At 63.4% G+C, this 17939-nt stretch carries 17 protein-coding genes; 5 read left to right on the forward strand and 12 right to left on the reverse strand.

Going from position 1 to position 17939, the window contains the following annotated elements:
- Positions 1 to 6 precede the first annotated feature (6 nt).
- The 6 genes from VJR29_09940 to VJR29_09965 all read right to left on the reverse strand — a co-directional run bounded on the left by VJR29_09940 (position 7) and on the right by VJR29_09965 (position 8311).
- On the reverse strand, positions 7 to 2958 hold the full coding sequence (locus VJR29_09940) for a protein kinase (protein HKY63728.1): 2952 nt from the start codon (positions 2956 to 2958) through the stop codon (positions 7 to 9).
- The gene (locus VJR29_09945) at positions 2936 to 3532 is read right to left on the reverse strand and encodes a Maf family protein (protein HKY63729.1); all 597 of its coding nucleotides are present in this window, start codon (positions 3530 to 3532) and stop codon (positions 2936 to 2938) included. The genes VJR29_09940 and VJR29_09945 overlap by 23 nt, the downstream gene beginning before the upstream one ends.
- Positions 3514 to 4656, reverse strand: coding sequence for a tRNA-dihydrouridine synthase (locus VJR29_09950; GenBank protein HKY63730.1), 1143 nt, complete (start codon positions 4654 to 4656; stop codon positions 3514 to 3516). The genes VJR29_09945 and VJR29_09950 overlap by 19 nt, the downstream gene beginning before the upstream one ends.
- A complete protein-coding gene (locus VJR29_09955; GenBank protein ID HKY63731.1) occupies positions 4653 to 5000 on the reverse strand; it encodes a type II toxin-antitoxin system PemK/MazF family toxin in 348 nt (115 codons plus the stop codon). The genes VJR29_09950 and VJR29_09955 overlap by 4 nt, the downstream gene beginning before the upstream one ends.
- Positions 4990 to 5214, reverse strand: coding sequence for an AbrB/MazE/SpoVT family DNA-binding domain-containing protein (locus VJR29_09960; protein HKY63732.1), 225 nt, complete (start codon positions 5212 to 5214; stop codon positions 4990 to 4992). Before VJR29_09960 ends, VJR29_09955 begins: the two co-directional genes overlap by 11 nt.
- Before the next feature lie 151 nt (positions 5215 to 5365).
- Positions 5366 to 8311, reverse strand: a complete 2946-nt coding sequence (locus VJR29_09965) for a tetratricopeptide repeat protein (protein ID HKY63733.1) — start codon at positions 8309 to 8311, stop codon at positions 5366 to 5368.
- A 159-nt stretch (positions 8312 to 8470) separates the two neighbouring features.
- Between VJR29_09965 and VJR29_09970 the strand changes: the two genes are divergently transcribed.
- The 5 genes from VJR29_09970 to VJR29_09990 are packed head-to-tail and all read left to right on the forward strand — an operon-like array spanning position 8471 to position 12533.
- Positions 8471 to 8716 (forward strand): BolA family transcriptional regulator, encoded by a 246-nt coding sequence (locus VJR29_09970; GenBank protein ID HKY63734.1) that lies wholly within the window; start codon positions 8471 to 8473, stop codon positions 8714 to 8716.
- Positions 8717 to 8739: 23 nt separating this feature from the next.
- Entirely contained in the window at positions 8740 to 9063 is a 324-nt protein-coding gene (gene grxD / locus VJR29_09975) for a Grx4 family monothiol glutaredoxin (protein ID HKY63735.1), read from the forward strand.
- Complete coding sequence (locus tag VJR29_09980) at positions 9063 to 10265, forward strand: DEAD/DEAH box helicase (protein ID HKY63736.1); 1203 nt, start codon at positions 9063 to 9065, stop codon at positions 10263 to 10265. The genes grxD and VJR29_09980 overlap by 1 nt, the downstream gene beginning before the upstream one ends.
- Entirely contained in the window at positions 10265 to 11455 is a 1191-nt protein-coding gene (locus tag VJR29_09985) for an endonuclease/exonuclease/phosphatase family protein (protein HKY63737.1), read from the forward strand. Before VJR29_09980 ends, VJR29_09985 begins: the two co-directional genes overlap by 1 nt.
- Positions 11456 to 11483: 28 nt before the next feature.
- The gene (locus VJR29_09990) at positions 11484 to 12533 is read left to right on the forward strand and encodes a class I SAM-dependent methyltransferase (GenBank protein ID HKY63738.1); all 1050 of its coding nucleotides are present in this window, start codon (positions 11484 to 11486) and stop codon (positions 12531 to 12533) included.
- 2 nt (positions 12534 to 12535) lie between these two features.
- On the opposite strand, the gene VJR29_09995 is transcribed toward VJR29_09990, so the two are convergent.
- From VJR29_09995 to mdh, 6 genes are all read right to left on the reverse strand, one after another.
- A complete protein-coding gene (locus tag VJR29_09995) occupies positions 12536 to 13915 on the reverse strand; it encodes a hypothetical protein (GenBank protein ID HKY63739.1) in 1380 nt (459 codons plus the stop codon).
- A gap of 182 nt (positions 13916 to 14097) precedes the next feature.
- Complete coding sequence (locus VJR29_10000; GenBank protein HKY63740.1) at positions 14098 to 14451, reverse strand: Spx/MgsR family RNA polymerase-binding regulatory protein; 354 nt, start codon at positions 14449 to 14451, stop codon at positions 14098 to 14100.
- A gap of 89 nt (positions 14452 to 14540) precedes the next feature.
- Positions 14541 to 14966, reverse strand: coding sequence for a nucleoside-diphosphate kinase (ndk, locus tag VJR29_10005; GenBank protein ID HKY63741.1), 426 nt, complete (start codon positions 14964 to 14966; stop codon positions 14541 to 14543).
- An 11-nt stretch (positions 14967 to 14977) separates the two neighbouring features.
- The gene (gene sucD / locus VJR29_10010) at positions 14978 to 15850 is read right to left on the reverse strand and encodes a succinate--CoA ligase subunit alpha (GenBank protein ID HKY63742.1); all 873 of its coding nucleotides are present in this window, start codon (positions 15848 to 15850) and stop codon (positions 14978 to 14980) included.
- Position 15851: 1 nt separating this feature from the next.
- Entirely contained in the window at positions 15852 to 17012 is a 1161-nt protein-coding gene (sucC, locus tag VJR29_10015) for an ADP-forming succinate--CoA ligase subunit beta (protein HKY63743.1), read from the reverse strand.
- Positions 17009 to 17938: a malate dehydrogenase gene (mdh, locus tag VJR29_10020; protein ID HKY63744.1), complete on the reverse strand. Its 930-nt coding sequence runs from the start codon at positions 17936 to 17938 to the stop codon at positions 17009 to 17011. The genes sucC and mdh overlap by 4 nt, the downstream gene beginning before the upstream one ends.
- Between the last annotated feature and the right edge of the window lies 1 nt (position 17939).

The following is a 17939-nucleotide window of genomic DNA, read 5'->3' on the forward strand; positions in this document are numbered from 1 at the left end:
AAGATGCTAGAGATATTGGAGCTCTTCCAAAATGCTCTCCAGCTTCCGATCCCGCAAATAGCTGGCCCGGAGCTGCTCCGGCAACCTCCCGGCAAAATCCTCCAGGGCTTTCTTGGCTTCGAGGAAAGCCTCGCGGGCCCGCTCCGGCTCGCCCCGCGCCTTGGCCAAAAGCCCCCGGTTGAACTCCACCTCCCAAAGCGATTCCAGGTTTTGATTCTTCAGGATGTTGGCGCGGCCCCGGTCGAAAAATTCGGCGCTTTTTTCCCAGTCGGGCTTGGGCCGGTCGCGGTAAATTTTTCCGAGAATGATGTCGATCCAGCCGAGGAGGCGGTCCTCCGGCCAGAGCCGCCCGACGTTCATAGCCGCCTCGGCATCCAGTTGGGCCGGCAGGAACTTCTGCAAGCTCCAGTTCAGGTAGGCCCGATTCACCAAGAGCTGAGCGCGAAAGCGCGGTTGTTTGCTCTCATCCAAAAGGGCCAGCGCCTGATCGAGATAGGCGGCCTTGAGCTCGAGATGCCCTCGGCGTCCCGCGATCAGCGAGAGATAATTCAAGGCCATGGCTTGCTGATCCCGGTAACGGTGTCGCAGGGTGAGCTTCATCCACTCATAGCAAGCCGCCTCGGCTTCGGCCGATTTTCCGCCGTGGTGCAGGAGGTTGATCCATTTTTGATACAGCGACTGCAAGAGGAAAGGATGAGGCTCGCGGCGGGCCAAGTCCCAGGCTTGGCGATAGCCCTCATAGGCGGCCTCGACCTTGCCTTGATCCTGGTAAACCAGGGCCAGATTGGTTTGAGCGATCCCCGCGCAGTAAAGGTCGCCGGCTTGGGTCGCCAGCTCGACCGCCCGGGCGAACTGCTCTTCGGCCCGACTCCAATCGCGGGCCGCTCGGCCGAGCACGCCGCGGAGGTTGTGGACCCGGGCGAGGCCCCGGCGGTCCGAAACCGATTGATAGCGTTGCTCGGCTTCGGCCAGCGAGCCGGCCGCCGCCTCGAAGCGGCCCAGCAAGTTCTCGGCCCGGGCCCGAGTCTCGTGGAACATTCCCGCCGAGCTCGGATCGGAAATGCTCCGGCCTTCCAATAAAGCGAGCGCCCGCTCGGCCCGGCCTTCAGCCACCAAGTGCCTCGCGCCGGCCAGCGCGACTTCCGAAGGCAGGGCCTGAGGCTCGATTCGCCGGAGCCATTCCTCGATCCAGGCGACCCCGGCCGCGAAGTTGCCTTGATCGTAGAGGGCGTTCAACTGGCGGGAAGCGGTTTCGGGGTCGCGGCCGGGCCCCTCGCCCTTTTCCGGATCCGAGCTCGCCACCGAGTAATAGCTCAGGCCCTTGCGAATCTCCCGTCGCAGCCAGCCTTCGGCCAGCCACTGCCGCAGCGAATCGCGGAGCGCGCCGGCTTCGAAGCCGAGCAAGCCCTCCAAGGCGTGGCCGGGCAGCGCCAGCCCCGAAGCTTCCAAAAATTCCCGGGCCGCTCGCCGCTTCTCCTCGTCGCGCCCGGCTTGGCGCTCGAGCAGTGCGGCGGCCTCGACCGGCGCTTCGCCTTGCCAATTCCATCCACCGCTGCCCCAAGCCAGGCAACCTTCCTCCCGGAGCGCCTGGAGAACCTTCTCCAGACCGGCCGGATGCTTGGCTTCCAACGCTTGAAGCAAGCGGCCGGCCAAGCCGGCGGGCGCTTCGCGGATTTCGGCGCGTAGAAAAGGCTCGAGGGTCGCTTCCGTCAAGTCGGGCAGCCGAATCGCCGCGGCCGGCGAAGCTTCGGAAGCGGAGGCCCGCCGCGTCCACAGCGCGGCGCCGGCGAAGGCGGCCAGCGTGGCCGGGTCCGGCGCCTCGTTCCAATCCAACAGCAGGGCCCGATCGCCGGCGCCGCCGGCCTGCTCGAGGTATTCCCGCCAAGCCGCCGGATCGCGAAAATGGAGCGGCGCCTCGCCGCTCTGCTGCAACAAGGCCTTGAAGCGGTCGACGATCCGGGTCTTGCCCGCCCCGGCCGGTCCCCAAAGCTCGATCCGTTCGCGGCGCGAAAATCGCCGCGCCAAATCTTCCAGGATTTCGGGGTGGAAGAGATGATCCGATTCCTCCAAGAGATGGGCCGGCGCCCGAGGGCTGCGGATGCTGAAGTTTTCACCAAGACAAAGGTTGAGCTGATCCAGCACCTGGCGGGCGCTGGAAATCCGGGCGGCCGGCTCCCGCGCCACCATCCGGTGGAGCAAATCGGAGAATTCGGGCGGCAGCGCCGGATCGAGGTTTTCGATCTTCAGCGGATCCTCGTAAGTTTGCCGCATCATGATCTCTTGGGGATTCTGGGTCGCGAAGGGGAAGCGCTTCGCGAAGACCTGATGGAGGAGCATTCCCAGCGAGTAAATATCGGTCGCCGGGGCGACCTCCCGCTCCATCAGCATCTCGGGCGCGGCATAGGGCGGCGAGCCGCTGAAGCCGCCGCTTCCGAGGCGGCCTTGCTTCTTCCATTGGGCGATGCCGAAGTCGATCAGCTTGACCGAGAGCTCGCCGGTGCGGTCGGGATCGGTGACCAGGATGTTCGCGGGCTTGAGGTCGAGATGAAGGACGCCGCGCTGGTGAAGGTAATCCAAGGCCCGGAGGACCTGGAGCAGGAGCTGGAAAACCCGGTTCAAGTCGGCCCGGCTGGTCGCCGCCAGGAAATCCTCGCCGTCGACCCACTCGCTGGTGAAGTAAAGCTCCCGCTCGGTCGATCCCAAGTCCTTGACCGCCGCCAGATGGGGATGCTGCAGGAGGCTTAAGGTCGCGAACTCGTTCTTGAGGTCGGCCAAGGCCGGACCGAGGCCCGAAACTTTCTCGACGACCTTGAGGGCCAGCTTTTCCTGATCGGCCAGGCAATCCTCGACCAGATAGACCGCGCCGCCGCCGCCCCGGCCGAGGGCCCGGAGCCGCCGATAGCGTCCGGCGATGAGGGGGGATTTCGAACTTTTTTTAGCGGTGTTTTTCCGGGCCATCGGACATCCGAACGCCGAACTTTTGCAGCAAAGCGATCAAATCCTTCGTCGACAATCCCACCGCCGCCTCGTAGTCGCCCTCCACCTCGGCGATCAGCTCGCGGCCGCGGCCTTGGATGGCGTAAGCGCCGGCTTTGTCCAGCGGCTCGCCGGTGGCGACATAGGCCGCGATCTCAGCGTCGGCCGCCGGCCGCATGAGAATCTTGACCCGGCTCAGCAAGGCCTCCTCGACCCCGCTTCCGGCGTCGATCACCGCCACCGCGGTGTGGATGAGATGGGGCTTGCCGGCCAAATCGCGGAGCATGGCACGAGCATCGGCGGCGTCCCGGGGCTTGCCCAACTTGCGGCCTTGAAACTCGATCAAGGTGTCGCTGCCAATCAACAGAGCATCGGTGAAATCAGGCACCAGCGAGCGGGCCTTGGCTTTGGCGAACTCCACGGCCTCGGCTTCCGGGCTCAGGCCGGGATCGCTCTTCTCCTCGAAGCGCGGCGCGGCCACCTCGAAAGCGAGGCCCAGGGCCGCCAACAGCTCGCGCCGCCGGGGCGAAGTCGAGGCTAGGACGAGACGGCGCACGGCAGCCTCTCCTCCTCGGGACGGCCATCGGCCATATAGTCGGCGAGAATCCTTTCGACCTCGCCGCTGTCCTTGGTCTGGAACATCCGGTTGCGCAGCTCGGCGGCTCGGGGCATGCCTTTGCAATAAAAGGCGAAGTGCTTGCGCATCGCCGCGAAGCGAGCGTGGCCCTTGACCGCCTCGAAGAGCCGGGCATGCTCGAGCAAAACCGCGAAACGGGTTTCCAGATCGGGAAACCGGTCGGCCGGCGGAGCCCCGCGGCGACCTTCGAGAAAATCCTTCAAGTCATCCTTGTGTCCGAAGATCCAGGGGTTGCCCATCGCGCCGCGGCCGATCAGCACGCCGTCGACGCCGCTTAAGGCGATCTTCTCGGCGGCCATGGCCAGCGAGGCCAGATCGCCATTGCCCAAGGCCAAGGTCGAGGTCTGATGAATCAGCTCGGCGGCCCGGCCGATGGCTTCCCAATCGGCCGAACCGGTGTACATCTGCTTTAAGGTCCGGCCATGGAGGCTGATCGCCGCCGGCTCCTCCTCCAAGAGATGGCGGACCCAATCCTCGACGACGATCTTATCGTAACCGATGCGGGTCTTCACCGAGAGCGGGATCGGCCGGCGTTCGGCGACGCTCTCGGCGCCGATCCGGTCGAGGTTCATCCGCCGCACCCGCGTCGGCATCCGGGGCTTGAGCCCCAGGCGGTCGATGGAAATTCCATCGACCCAATCGGCGATGCCCCGCTTCACCGCCCGGAGGATCTCCTTGGCCAGGGCCGGGTTGCGGATCAAAGCCGCGCCGCAGCCGCGGGCCGCCACGTTCTTAGCCGGACAACCCATGTTGACGTCGATGCCGTCGAAGCCCAGGGCACAGGCCAGGACCGTCACTTTGTAGAAGGACTCGGGCTCCGAGCCGTAGATCTGGGCCACCGCCGGCCGCTCTTCCTCGGAATAGATGAAATCCTCGAGCATCAGTTGAGCGCCGCGCGACAGCCCTTCGACGTTGGTGAATTCGGTCAAGACGACGTCGGGCCGGCCATGGCGGGCGGCGATCCGCCGGTAAGCGGCGTCGGTGACGCCGTCCATCGGGGCCAGGCCCACGATCGGGCGTCGGATGTTTTGCCAAAAGCTCATGACAGACAATCTTCCAAAACCGAATGAAGCGAATCCAACAGTCTTTTCCGATCACGCACGGACAGACTTCCCAGTTTTTTTTCAACGAGGCGATGATCGAGAGTGAAAAGCTTCATCCGAATGACCGAAGAGACCGGAAGGCCGGCCGACTTCAAGTCCTCGATCGGGACATCCTCCGGCCAAGGTTGATTTTTCGAGCTGGTGATCATCGCCATAATGCTCTGGCCGACCGGCTCGTTGAAATTCCTCGCCGAGGAAAGCACCAAGGCCGGCCGCTTCTTGGCTTGCTTGCGGTCGGTGAAAGGAAAGGGCACGGCGACGACGTCGAAGGCCTTAAAGGTCACGATAAGCCTCTTCGTCGTTGGCCGATTGCCATTCGTTAAAAGTCGACTCCAAGGAGCGAGCGAAAGCCCAGTCCAAAGGCGAGATCTTTCGAACGGTGACCTGGCCTTTTTTCAATTCGAAACCAATCAGGTCTCCCTTTTCTAAGCCCAGGAAATCCCTAACATTTTTAGGAACGGTGGCCTGAAATTTCGACGTGAGTTTGGACGCTTCCATGGGGCTCCTTGCGTAATACAGTATTACCATCGGCACATGTTTGGTCAAGGTGCTTTCCCCTTGGCCATCATGTCGGTTTGGAATGGATGGGCACCGCCCCGATTCGACCTTCACCAAAAGCGAATGAATTTTTGACTAAGTTCGGGCTCGACTAACTCACCGCTCCCGCCGACATCTCGACTTCGCGTTTCCGCAGGCTCAGCTCCCGGGCTTCGGGGCTTTCCGGGTTCATCGCGCTCAGCCGCTTGTCCAAGGCTCGCAAGGCGCTCTGAAAGTGGCGCAAGGCCTGGGGCGCCCGGCCCCGCATCCGGTCGGCCTCGCCGAGCAGGTATTCACACTCCCAATGCCGCGACGTTCCCGTCAAGGCCCCGCCGGCAATGGCCAGGAATTTTCGGGCCTCGGCGTGCTTGGCCAGCTCCCGGCTCAAGACCCGCCCCAAGGCCAGGGCCGCCGGTCCGCGCAAGGCCTCGATCTTCTCGCGTTGGGCCAGATCCCAAGCCCGCCGCGCGTCCTTCTCGGCCGAAACCGAGTCGCGGTATTTGTCGAGGTACTCGGATCGTTCGACCAAAACCTCGCCCAAGGCCAGCCGGTCGCCCGAGCGGGTCAAGGTTTCGATCGCCTCGCCGTAGCGGCCGATCGCGAAGGCCGCGTCCTCGCGGGCGGCATGGACCTTGGCCCAGGCCCGGTAGATTTTCGCCTGCAAGGCCGGCAAGCGATAGAAGAGCGCCCAAGCCAAGGCTTCGTTGCAGAACAACTCGGCCCGGTCGGGATCGCCCTGCAAAAGGCAAAGCTGGGCATAGTCGGCGTAGGCTTCGGCCAAATCGTCGCCTCGCCCCACTCCCTCGAGCAGGCCCAGCGCGGTTTGGAATCGATTCTCGGCGCTGTCGAAATCGGTGGCCCGGGCATAAAGCTCGGCGATCGCTGTTTCAATTTTGCCCTGAAGCCTTTCCTTCTCCGGAGCCGAGGCTGCCAAGTTGAGGGCTTGCTGATGAAGCTGCAAGGCCTTCCCGACCTCGCCGCCCCTTTCCACCACCTCGGCCATCAACGCGTAAACCCGAGCTTGGCCGGCGGCATCCTGGGCCGCTTTATATAGTGGGAAGGCCTGGCGCAAAGCCGCTTCGGCTTCTTTGTTTTTGCCGGCGGCGAGCAAGGAGGCGCCCAAGGCCTCGTAGGCCGGACCCTTCCATTCCGGCGGCAGGCTCGCCAGGAGGTCGGCATCGAGGCTGAGCAAGGCTTCGGCATGGAGGCCGCCGCGGCTCTGCAAAATGCCGCGGAAAGCCCGGGTCGCCGGCTGGCGGCTCTCGGCGAAGCTGTTCTGGAGAGCCCGCAGCGCCGGCGCCGTCCAGCCGAGCTCGGCCAAGGAGCGCAGCAGCGGCAGGGCCCGATCCTCGTTGAGCCCGGCAGCGGCCGCGCTCAAGGGGGCTCCGTCGACTTCGAAATATTCGTGGCCGCCGCGGAGCGAGCGCCGGAGCCAAGTCTCGGCGCAAAGCCGGTGCAAGGCGGCCGAAGTGGTGGCTGGATCGAATCCGCTCCAAGCCGCCAAAGCCTGGGCGCTCAAGGGAACTCCGGCGAAGGCCAAATAGCGATAGAGCTTGCGGCCGGGCTCGGGCAGGGCCACCAGCGGGTTGCCCAGCATGGCGGCGTTGGCGCCGGCGGCGGCGCCCTGAATTTTCGCGGCGTCGGCTTTCCAAGTCGCCCCGCTCGGGACGATCAGGCCTTGCGCGGCCATCGCCCGGGCGCCCCGAACCACCGCGGCCGGCTCGCCCTTGAAGCGCCGATGCAGGGCTTGAATCAGCTTGGCATCGGCGGCGCCGAAGGACTCTTGCCAAGCGCGGGTCAGAGCGGCGAGGTCGATGGGGTTCAAGATGTAGCGCTGCCAACCGTTGCTCGTCCGGGCCCAGGACAGGTCCTGGGCCACGGCGATCACCCGCTCGTAGGGCCGGCCCCGCAGCCATCCTTCAACCGCTCCGTGATCGGCTTCCGACACCAGAAGCCAAGTCGGATTGGCCGGGTTGAGCGAGGGCTCGCCCTGGACCAAGCTCAAGTTCCTTCCGCTGAGGTGCCAAACCGGCATGCGGTTGAGCCAGAAAATCCGCTCGATGGCTCGGGCGACGAAGTCCTTGCCGCTGCCGCTCAAGCCGCCGATCACCCAACGCCCGCCGGCCATGCCGATGCGGCGGAACAAATGCACGGCTTCGGAGCCGCGCAGCGAGATCGCGAAATCGGAAAAGGGCGGAAAGGCAGCGGCGTCTTGGGGAAAGGCCGGGCCGGCCGCTTCTTGGAGGAGGCGCAGGGCTTGAAGCGGGCTCTCCGGCCTTTGGGCCGGATCGCGAGCCAACAATTTCTGGAGAAAATCGGAAAGCGCCGGCGGCGCCCCGCCCACCAGCGACTTGAGCGGCGGTGCTTCCTTCTGCAACTGGGCCTGAAGGATGGCGGCCGGATCGGCGCCCTCGAAGGGGCTGCGCCGGGCCAAGGCCGAGAAGAGCAAGACCCCCACCGAATAGAGATCGGCTTGGACGCTCGGCACCCGCTGAGTGGCGAACTCGGGAGCGGTGTAAGGCGGCGTTCCGAGCGGCGCGACTTCCTTGATCTCGGGCGGGTTGAGCAAGGAAGTCAGGCCATAGTCGACTAAGCCGACCCGCAAAGCGCCCTCCGCATCGTTGCCCACCAACACGTTCTGGGGCTTGAGATCGAGATGGGGAATGTTCTCTCGATAAAGGGCGTCGAGGCCGACCAGAATTTGGGCGAAGACCCGCCAAATCCGCTCCAGCGGTGCTCCGGTCAAGGCCTTGAGCAAAGGAGCCCCTTCGATCCATTCGGAATGGAGGTAGACCTTGCCCTCCTCCCAGCCAAAATCCAGGACCCGGGCCAAATGGGGGTGGTCCAAGGCCGCCCAGCGGTTGAAGCTGCCGTCGACGATGTCGGGGTTCTGGCCCGAAACCTCGGCCGAGAAGACCTTGCGGACGAAGTCCGGTCCGCCCTTGGGGTCGCGGACCCGGTAGGTTTCGGCTTGCCGACCCAGGCCCAGGCAGCTCACCACTTGGAATGCGCCGGCGCCGGTCGCCTCCCCACTGCTGGAGTTAGCCTCGGAGCTCATCAATTTAGGTTTCCACAAAGCCCGGGAAGATTCAACTAAGGCTTGAGCGAAGCCCTTGATAGGCCTTGATTTCTTCTATGGGTACGGTAAGGGAGAGCAAGCCCCGGCTTGGCCGGGGCGCGCAGCAAATGCGGAGAATTTGCGTAGTGAGATAGCCCTATGATGCACCCTGAAGAAGTACAGAAAGTCCTGGCCGCGGCCTTCCCCTCCGGGCAGGTCGAAGTCCAGGACATGACCGGCACCATGGACCATTTTCAGGTCCTGGTGATCAGTTCCGACTTCTCCGGCAAGACGATGGTCGAGCAGCACCAGATGGTTTATCGGGCCCTAGGCGACCTGATGAAGGAGGCCATCCATGCCCTGGCCCTCAAGACCTATACCCCGGAGCAATGGAAGAACGCCTAAGCTTAAGACGACGAGGAGACCCTATGTCCGACGTTCAACAAGAAATCGCCAAGAAAGTGAAAGAGAACAAGATCCTGATCTTCATGAAAGGGACCCCGACTTTCCCCCAATGCGGCTTTTCGGCGGCGGTCATCGACGTGTTCAACCGGCTCGGCGCGCCTTACCAAACGGTCAACGTCCTGGAAGACCCCGAGATCCGCGACGGCGTGAAGGCTTTTTCGAACTGGCCGACCATTCCCCAAATCTACATCGACGGAAAATTCATCGGCGGCTGCGATATCGTCCGCGAGATGTATATGCGGGGCGAGCTTCAACCGCTGGTCGAAAGCGCCACCAAGCAAGCCTGATGGAAACCACTCAACGCCTCTTCAGCGAGCTCGGCCTCTCCGAACCCCTTCTCGACAGCTTGGAGAAGGCCGGTTACCGCCATCCCAGCCCGATTCAAGAAGCCGCCATCCCGGTGGCCCTGGCCGACAACGACCTGATCGGCATCGCCCAAACCGGAACCGGCAAGACCTTGGCCTTCGTCCTGCCGCTGCTCGAAAAATTGCAGGGCATCCCGGGAACCCAAGCGGTGATCCTCTGCCCAACCCGCGAGATCGCGCTCCAAACCCATCACTCCATCGAAAAGATCGGCAAGCCGCTCAAGGTCCACTCGGTGGCGATCATCGGCGGCAAGCCGATTCGGGCCCAGGCCAACGCTTTGAAGCAAAAGCCCTCGATCCTCGTCGCCACTCCCGGCCGGCTCTGCGACCACATGGAACGGCGCAACGTCGACTTGGGCCACATCGGCTACTTGGTGATGGACGAAGCCGACCACATGCTCGACCTGGGCTTCCTGCCCCAGATCCGGCGCATCCTCCGGGTCCTGCCCAAGGACCGTCAGACCCTGATGTTCAGCGCCACCATGCCCTCGCAGATCACCCAGCTGGCCAACCAGTACCTCAACAGCCCCCAGCGGGTCGAGATCGCCCGTCCCGGCACCGCGGCCGAGGGCATCGAGCACGCGCTTTACGTGGTCGAGCCCCAATACAAGCGCGAGGCGATCCTCCGGATCTTGCGCGAGGAAAAAGAATCAACCCTGGTCTTCACCCGCACCAAGCTCGACGCCGACTGGTTGAGCCGCCTGCTTCAGAAGGAAGGCCATTCGGTCGAGGCCATCCACTCCGACCGCAGCCAGGGCGAGCGGATTCAGGCCTTGGAAGGCTTCAAGCAGGGGCAATGCCAGATCCTGGTCGCCACCGACATCGTGGCCCGGGGCATCGACGTCAAGGGCATCGCCCACGTCGTCAACTACGACATCCCCCAGAGTCCCGAGGACTACGTCCATCGCAGCGGCCGAACCGCCCGGATGAACGCCACCGGCATGGCTTCCACCCTGGCGACCTGGGTCGAGATGCATTTCGTCGAGCAGATCGAAAAGCTGCTCGGCTTTCAACTGCCGCGCAAGCAGGTCGCCGGACTTCCGGCCTTCGAAGAGACGCCGGCCATCCCGGTCACGCCCTTCGGCCGCGTCGGCACCCGCGGCAAGCGGGTACGTCTACGCTAATGGAGGATCTGCTCCAACTCTGCGCGCTCGTCCGTGAGCGCCATTCCCGCTCGACCTCGGCTTTGCCGGTCCACCGGCGGCTGAAGTCCGATCCGGAGCTGCGGGAATCGGCCCGCCGGCTCAGCGCCGCTCTCTCGGCCTGTCGCGAGATCCATGCTCCCTCGGCCTCGCCGCCCCTGCCGGCCGACCGATCCTTCCGCGCCGTCACTTGGAATTTAGAGCGGGGCAAGAATTTTCCGGCCATCCTGAAAGTTTTGCGCGAGCACGCCGAGCTGGCCGAGGCCGATTTCTACCTGTTCACCGAGGTCGATTGGGGAATGGCTCGCTCCGGCAACCGGAACGTCGCGGCCGAGCTGGCCGAAGGCTTGGGATATTTCGGCTACTTCGTTCCCTCCTATTACAATTTCACCTTGGGCCACGGCTTGGAGCGCGACACCAGCGGCGAAAATCGCCACGGCCTTCACGGCAAGGCCCTGCTCTCGCGCTATCGGCTGAGCGGCCTCCGCTCGGTGGCCCTGCCCAATCCCTTCGACAAGCTCAAGTCGAGGGAAGCCCGGCTCGGCCAAAAACGGGTGCTGGTCGCCGAGCTCGATTTGGGCGGGGATGAGAAACTGACCCTGGCTTGCGCCCATCTCGACGCCTTTTCCTCGCCCAAAATCCGGGCTCGGCAGCTCGGCACGGCGGTCGCGGCCCTGCGCCAATCGCGCCGGATCTTGCTGGCCGGCGACTGGAACACCAACACGATCAACTCGCTGCGCGGACCGGCGATCCTCGGCAACGTCCTTCGCAAAGTTCTTTTCACCGGCCCCCAAGCGATGATCCGGACCCACTTCCCGCGGCCGGAGCTGAAGTTCGACAAGCCGCTCTTCGAGGTTCTTCGCGGTTCGGACCTCGACTTCGCCGCCTGCAATGAAATCGGAGCCGGCACCTACGACCTGGTCAGCGACGACCTCGACCTGGGGCAAATGGCCCGGGACCAGTTCCCCGATTGGATCGTGCGCTGGATCAACCGTCAGATCCAAAAAGGCGGCGGCACGGTCAGCCTCAAGCTCGATTGGTTCGCGACCCGGGGCATTCGGCCGCTCGAGTCCAAAGTCATCCGGCTCAAGCCCGGCGCCGACTACCCCGCCGGCGACCGTCCGAGCGACCACCATCCAGTTCGCTTGATGTTCCAAGTCCCCTCGGTTTAGAATTCGACGTCGATCCAAGGAGGGCCTTATGGACGAAGCCAAGATGCAAGAATTCATGATGAAAGCGCTCGGCGACATGGGCGCCACCGCGACCGCGCCGATGATTTTGCTCGGCGACCGGCTGGGACTCTACAAGGCCATGGCCGAGCTGGGGCCGGCCAACTCCGAGGAATTGGCGAAAAAGACCGGCAACGCCGAGCGCTACCTCCGGGAATGGGTCCGCAGCCAAGCCGCCGCCGGCTACGTCAGCTATGACGCCAAGGCCGGCAAGTATTTCTTGAACGAAGAGCAAACGGCGGCGCTGGCCAAGGAGGACAGCCCCTTCTTCATCCCCGGCGCCTTCCAATGCATGGCCGCGATCTTCGCCGCTCACGACAAGCTCGCCGAATGCTTCAAGACCGGCAAGGGCCTCGACTGGGGCGAGCAGCACCCGCTGCTCTTCGTCGGCACCGAGCGTTTCTTTAGGCCGGGCTATCTCGCCCATTTGATTTCGGAGTGGATTCCCTCGCTCGAGGGAGTCGAGGCCAAGCTGAAGAGCGGCGCCAAGGTCGCCGACATCGGCTGCGGCCACGGGGCTTCGACCATCCTGATGGCCAAGACCTACCCCCGGTCGCAATTCGTCGGTTTCGACTACCATGGGCCCTCGATCGAGGCGGCGCGGAAGCGGGCCGAGAGCGCCGGCGTCGCCGACCGCGCCCGCTTCGAGGTGGCGAAATCGACCGATTATCCCGGGGAGAATTACGACCTCGTGGCCCATTTCGACTGCCTCCACGACATGGGCGATCCGGTCGGCGCGGCCCGGCGGGTGAAGGAGACTTTGGCCAAGGACGGGGTTTGGATGATCGTCGAGCCCTTCGCCGGCGACAAGCCCGAGGAGAATTTCAATCCGATCGGCCGGGTCTTTTATGCCGCCTCGACTTCGGTCTGCGTCCCGGCCTCGCTGGCCCAGAACGGGCCGGCGCTGGGCGCCCAAGCCGGCGAAGCCAAGCTCCGTGAGGTTTTGCGGGAGGGTGGTTTCACCAAGGTCCGGCGGGCGGCCGAGACGCCCTTCAACATCGTGCTCGAGGCCCGGGCCTGACCTTAAAAGCTGAAGAGCTCGGCCGGCGGATCGGGATCGATGTTCTTGTTCATGACCTCCCAGAGCCGGGCATTGCCCCAGAAGGTCATCCCGTTGTCGTCGCCGGTGCTGTCCATGTGGCCGCAAATGCCGGCGAGATATTCGTAGAGGTTGTCGCGAGTCCCGCTTCCATTCAGCCCGATCGCCGAGGTGTAGATCCAGTTGCCGTCGCCGGCCTTGTCGAACTTCGTCGCCGAACCCTGACCCGCGACCGGGCAAAAGATTAAATCAGCCGTGAAGGAATTAGGGTCCTGAGTCGTGAGGCTTGAAATCGCGGTGCCGATCATCTGAAGGTCGGTGGTGTTGTCGTTGACATAGCCGTGATTAGGGCTTCGCCGAAGGGCCGCCCGGGCATTGACGCCAACTCCGACGTTTTCGATCCGGTCGCTAAGACTGGTCAGAGTCAGATTATTTCGATTCGAGGACGGCGAGCCCGGGGGCGGACCATTGGCCCCGGCGGTCAGGAGCCAACCAGTCGAGGTTGCTCCGACGCCTTGGTAAAGATTTCGGATCGAGAGGACCTCGGTTGTGGTGTCCTCGGTGACGATCGACACTCCGGCGGCGATCCGGCTGATTCCGCCGACCAAATCCAAGGTCCAGTTCGCTTCCTCGACGACATTGCCTTGGAGCGCCAAGAAAATTCGGCCCTTGGATTCCCACTGACCGGTGAAGAGCGCAACGGTGTTGTTCCCGCGAATGACCGAGCGGCTGATCACGGCTTGGATCGACGGATCACCCGGCAAATCGTGGTTCGGCGGACCGTCGCCGGTCATCAGCTGAATCGCCCGCCCCGCCGGAATTCCGGGCGGCACGATGGAAGGAGGACCGGAGCGGGCCTGAATATCGCACTCCGAAACCAAAGTTCGAATCGTCTGGCCGCCCTTGGCATGGGCTATCACCGTGTTGCCGGCGAAGGTATAGCCGGCGCTCAAGTCGATGCTGATCTTGATGCCTTGAAGTCTGCTGCCGTCGGTCAGAGTGATCACCGAGTTGCCGGCGAATTTCCCCAGCTCGGCCGGACAACGGATGCCGCCATCGGCCGGGACGATCTCGGTTGCGGTGCCTTCGCGGAATCCGGCCGGAAACCCGTCCTCATATTCCATCTCGCCGGCGCCGAGAATCCGCGATCCTTCCGGCAGGGTCAAAGGCCCGCTGGGACAGTAAGTGCCGGCATTGATCCGGATCGTCTTCCCGGCATTCGCCGGGTTCATCGCCGCCACCAATTCGGCGGTGTTTTGGACAAGGATATCTTGGGCCTTGCCCTTGGCCCCAGCCCCACCGCTGATCACAAAGAAAATCGTGAGTCCGAGACTCCCTCGGACCAAACCTTGTTGGAGACGCATATCACCACCCCTTTTCTTGCTTTCTGCCGTTTCCGTCGAAGGCAGAAAAATCCCCTTCGCGAATCCCTTCCATGTCGAAAGTCCAAATTGTCGGTGGTACCCTATTCAATTACCCCGAATGAAATTGTACAGAGTCTGAGGGGAAAGGGAAGCTGAAAAGCCGGGGCTTCGCGAAAAGCGCGCTAGCCCCAATGTTTGGCGAAATCCTTCTCGTCGAAGCCGACGGTGACCTTCTTGCCGTCGGTGACGATGGGCCGTTTGAGGAGGCGGCCTTCCTTGGCGAGCATCTCCAGGATCTTGGCCTCGGGCAAGGCCTTCACCTTCTCCTTCATGTTCTGCTCGCGGTACTGGATGCCGCTCTTGTTGAGGAAGTCCTTATAGTCGCGGCCGCTCTTGGCGACGTAGTCCTTCAAGTCGGCGAGCTTCGGCGGAGCGAGGGTGATGTCGATCTCCTCGAATTTCTTGCCCTTGGCCTCGAGCCATTTCTTGGCCCGGCGGCAGGTGTCGCATTTGGCGTACCAGTAGAATTTGAGCATAGAATAGTTGTAGGGGCGACCCTTGCGGTCGCCCCATCTACTTGAGGTGAAAGGAAAATCCGCGCATCGGGCACCCGCGAGGGGTGCCCCTACCGCGAAAAAATTTCCGAATTCTCGAAGAAATACGAGACTTCAAACTTCGCCGTATCGGGGCCGTCGCTGCCGTGGACCGTGTTCTCCTCGATGTTGGAGGCGAGGTCCTTGCGGATGGTGCCGGGGGCGGCTTTGGCCGGATCGGTCGCGCCCATGATCTCGCGATTCTTGGCGATGGCGTTCTCGCCCTCGAGGACCGAGACCACGACCGGGCCGCGGGTCATGAACTTCACCAGGCTGGCGAAGAAGGGCCGCTCCTTGTGGACCGCGTAGAAGCCTTCGGCCTTCTTTTGGTCCATGTGGATCATCTTGGCGGCAATGACCTTGAGGCCGCCTTGCTCGAAGCGGCGGAAACATTCGCCGATCACGTTCTTTTCGACGCCGTCGGGCTTGATGATGGAGAGGGTGCGTTCCTTGGCCATAAAATTCCTTCCTATTTTTTATAAACCGATTGGAGAGTTTTGCCGATCTCGGCCGGCGAGCGGCTGACCTTGATGCCGGCGGCCTCGAGCGCCGCGATCTTCTCGCTGGCGGTGCCCTTGCCGCCGGAGATGATGGCGCCGGCGTGGCCCATTCGCTTGCCGGGCGGGGCGGTCATGCCGCCGATAAAGCCGACCACCGGCTTCTTGACGTTCTTCTTCACGTACTCGGCGGCTTCTTCTTCGGCCGATCCGCCGATCTCGCCGATCATCACGATGGCTTCGGTCTTGGGATCCTCATTGAAGAGCTTGAGGCAATCGATGAAGTTGGTGCCGTTGACCGGATCGCCGCCGATGCCGATGCAGGTCGACTGGCCGATCTTGAGCTCGGTCAATTGGTAGACCGCCTCGTAAGTCAGGGTGCCGCTCCGCGAGACGACGCCGACCGGACCGGGCATGTGAATGTGGCCGGGCATGATGCCGATCTTGGCCTGGCCCGGCGTGATGACGCCGGGGCAGTTCGGGCCGATCAGCCGGGTTTTCGATCCTTCCATCGCCCGCTTCACCCGGATCATGTCGACGACCGGGATGCCCTCGGTGATGCAGACGACCAAGTCGAGCTCGGCGTCGACCGCCTCGAGGATGGCGTCGGCCGCGAAGGGCGGCGGTACGTAGATGACCGAGGCGGTGGCGCCGGTCTTCCGCTTGGCCTGGAGGACGGTGTCGAAGATCGGGATGCCTTCGAAGTCCTGGCCGCCCTTGCCGGGCGTGACGCCGGCGACCATTTGGGTGCCGTACTCCTTGCAGGCCCGGGTGTGGAATTGGCCGGTGGCGCCGGTGATGCCTTGGGTGATGACCTTGGTGTTTTTATCGATCAGGACGCTCATATTAACCCTTCACCGCCTTCACCACCTTCTCGGCGGCCTCGTCCATCCGGTCGGCCGAGATGATCGGCAGGCCCGATTCGGCGAGGATCTTCTTGCCCAGCTCCATGTTGGTGCCGAGCAAACGCACGACCAGCGGAACCTTGAGCCCGATCTCCCGGGCCGCCGCGACCACGCCGGTGGCGATGACGTCGCATTTCATGATGCCGCCGAAGATGTTGACCAGGATGGCTTTGACGTTGGGATCGGAGAGGATGATCTTGAAGGCCGCGGTGACCTTCTCGGCGGTGGCCCCGCCGCCGACGTCGAGGAAGTTGGCCGGCTCGCCGCCGTAGAGCTTGATGATGTCCATCGTGGCCATCGCCAAGCCGGCGCCGTTGACCATGCAGCCGATGTTGCCGTCGAGGCTAATATAGCTCAGGTCGAATTTCTTGGCCTCGATCTCGTTGGGGTTCTCCTCGTCCAAGTCGCGGAGGTCTTCATACTCCGGATGGCGGAAGAGCGCGTTGTCGTCGAAGTTGACCTTGGCGTCGAGGGCCAGCCACTCGCCTTCCTTGGTGAGCACCAAGGGGTTGATCTCGAGCAGCGAGCAATCGGCTTCCATGTAGGCCCGGGCCAGGGCCGAACAGAACTTGACGAATTTATTGACCAACGGCGCCGGCAGACCCAAGCCGAAGCCGAGCTCGCGGCCCTGGTAGGACTGAAAGCCCACCGCCGGATCGATCGCGACCTTGAGGATCTTTTCGGGATGCTTGGCCGCGACTTCCTCGATCTCCATGCCGCCCTCGGTGCTGGCCATGACCGTGACCCGCGAAGTGGCCCGGTCCAGGACCATGCCGAGGTAGTATTCCTTCTCGATGTTGCTGCCCTTCTCGATCCAGACCTTCTTGACTTCCTGGCCTTGGGGCCCGGTCTGGTGGGTGCGGAGCATCATGCCGAGGATCTGGCCGGCGTAGGTCTTGGCGTCTTCCGGCGTCTTGGCAACCTTGACGCCGCCGCCCTTGCCTCGGCCGCCGGCGTGGATCTGAGCCTTGACGACGGTGACTCCGCCCAGCGACTTGGCGTGGCGATAGGCCTCTTCGGCGCCGATGGCGAGGTGGCCTTCCGGTACCGGAACGCCGTATTTACTGAGTAGCTGCTTGCCTTGGTATTCGTGGATTTTCATAGTTTGATCGAATCAACCAGCGTTTTGACATGCTCGAAGCTGCCGAGCAGGGCTTTCTTTTCCTCGGCATTGAGCTTGGCCTCGATGACCTTTTCGACGCCGCCCTGGCCGATCACCACCGGCACGCCCATGTAATAACCTTCGATGCCGTACTCGCCCTTGAGGTAGGCGGCGCAGGCCAGGACCCGCTTCTGGTCTTTCAAATAGCTCTCGGCCATCTCGATGGCGGCGGCCGCCGGGCTGAAATAAGCGCTGCCGGTCTTGAGCAGGGCCACGATCTCGCCGCCGGCCAGCTGAGTTCGCTTGACGATGGCGTCGATCTTCTCTTGCGGGATCAGGTCTTGGATCGGGATCCCGTTGACCGTGCAGAGCCGGATGATCGGCACCATGTCATCGCCGTGGCCGCCGAGGACCAGGGCGGTGACGTCGCGAACGCTGACGCCCAGCTCCATCGCGACGAAGGTCCTAAAGCGGGCCGAGTCGAGGACGCCGGCCATGCCCACCACCCGATTGTGCGGGAAACCGGTGATTTTCTGGACCGAGTAAACCATCGCGTCGAGCGGATTGCTGATGACGATGACGAAGGCCTGGGGCGCGTGCTTCCTGATGCCTTCGGCCACCACCCGGATGATCTCGATGTTCTTGGCCAAGAGGTCGTCGCGGCTCATCCCGGGCTTGCGGGCCAGGCCGGCGGTGACGATGATCACGTCGCTGCCCTCGATGTCCTTGTAATCCTGGGTGCCGATCAAATGGGAGCCGGAGCCGTCGATCGGCCGGGCCTCCATGAGGTCGAGGGCCTTGCCCTGGGGAACGCCTTCCATGATGTCGAGGAGGACGACGTCGCCCAGCTCTTTCAGCATCGCCCGCTGGGCGAGCTCGCCGCCGATGTTGCCGGCGCCGATCAATGCGATTTTTTTACGTGCCATT

Source organism: bacterium (genome assembly GCA_035281585.1).
GTDB lineage: Bacteria > UBA10199 > UBA10199 > DSSB01 > DSSB01 > DATEDP01.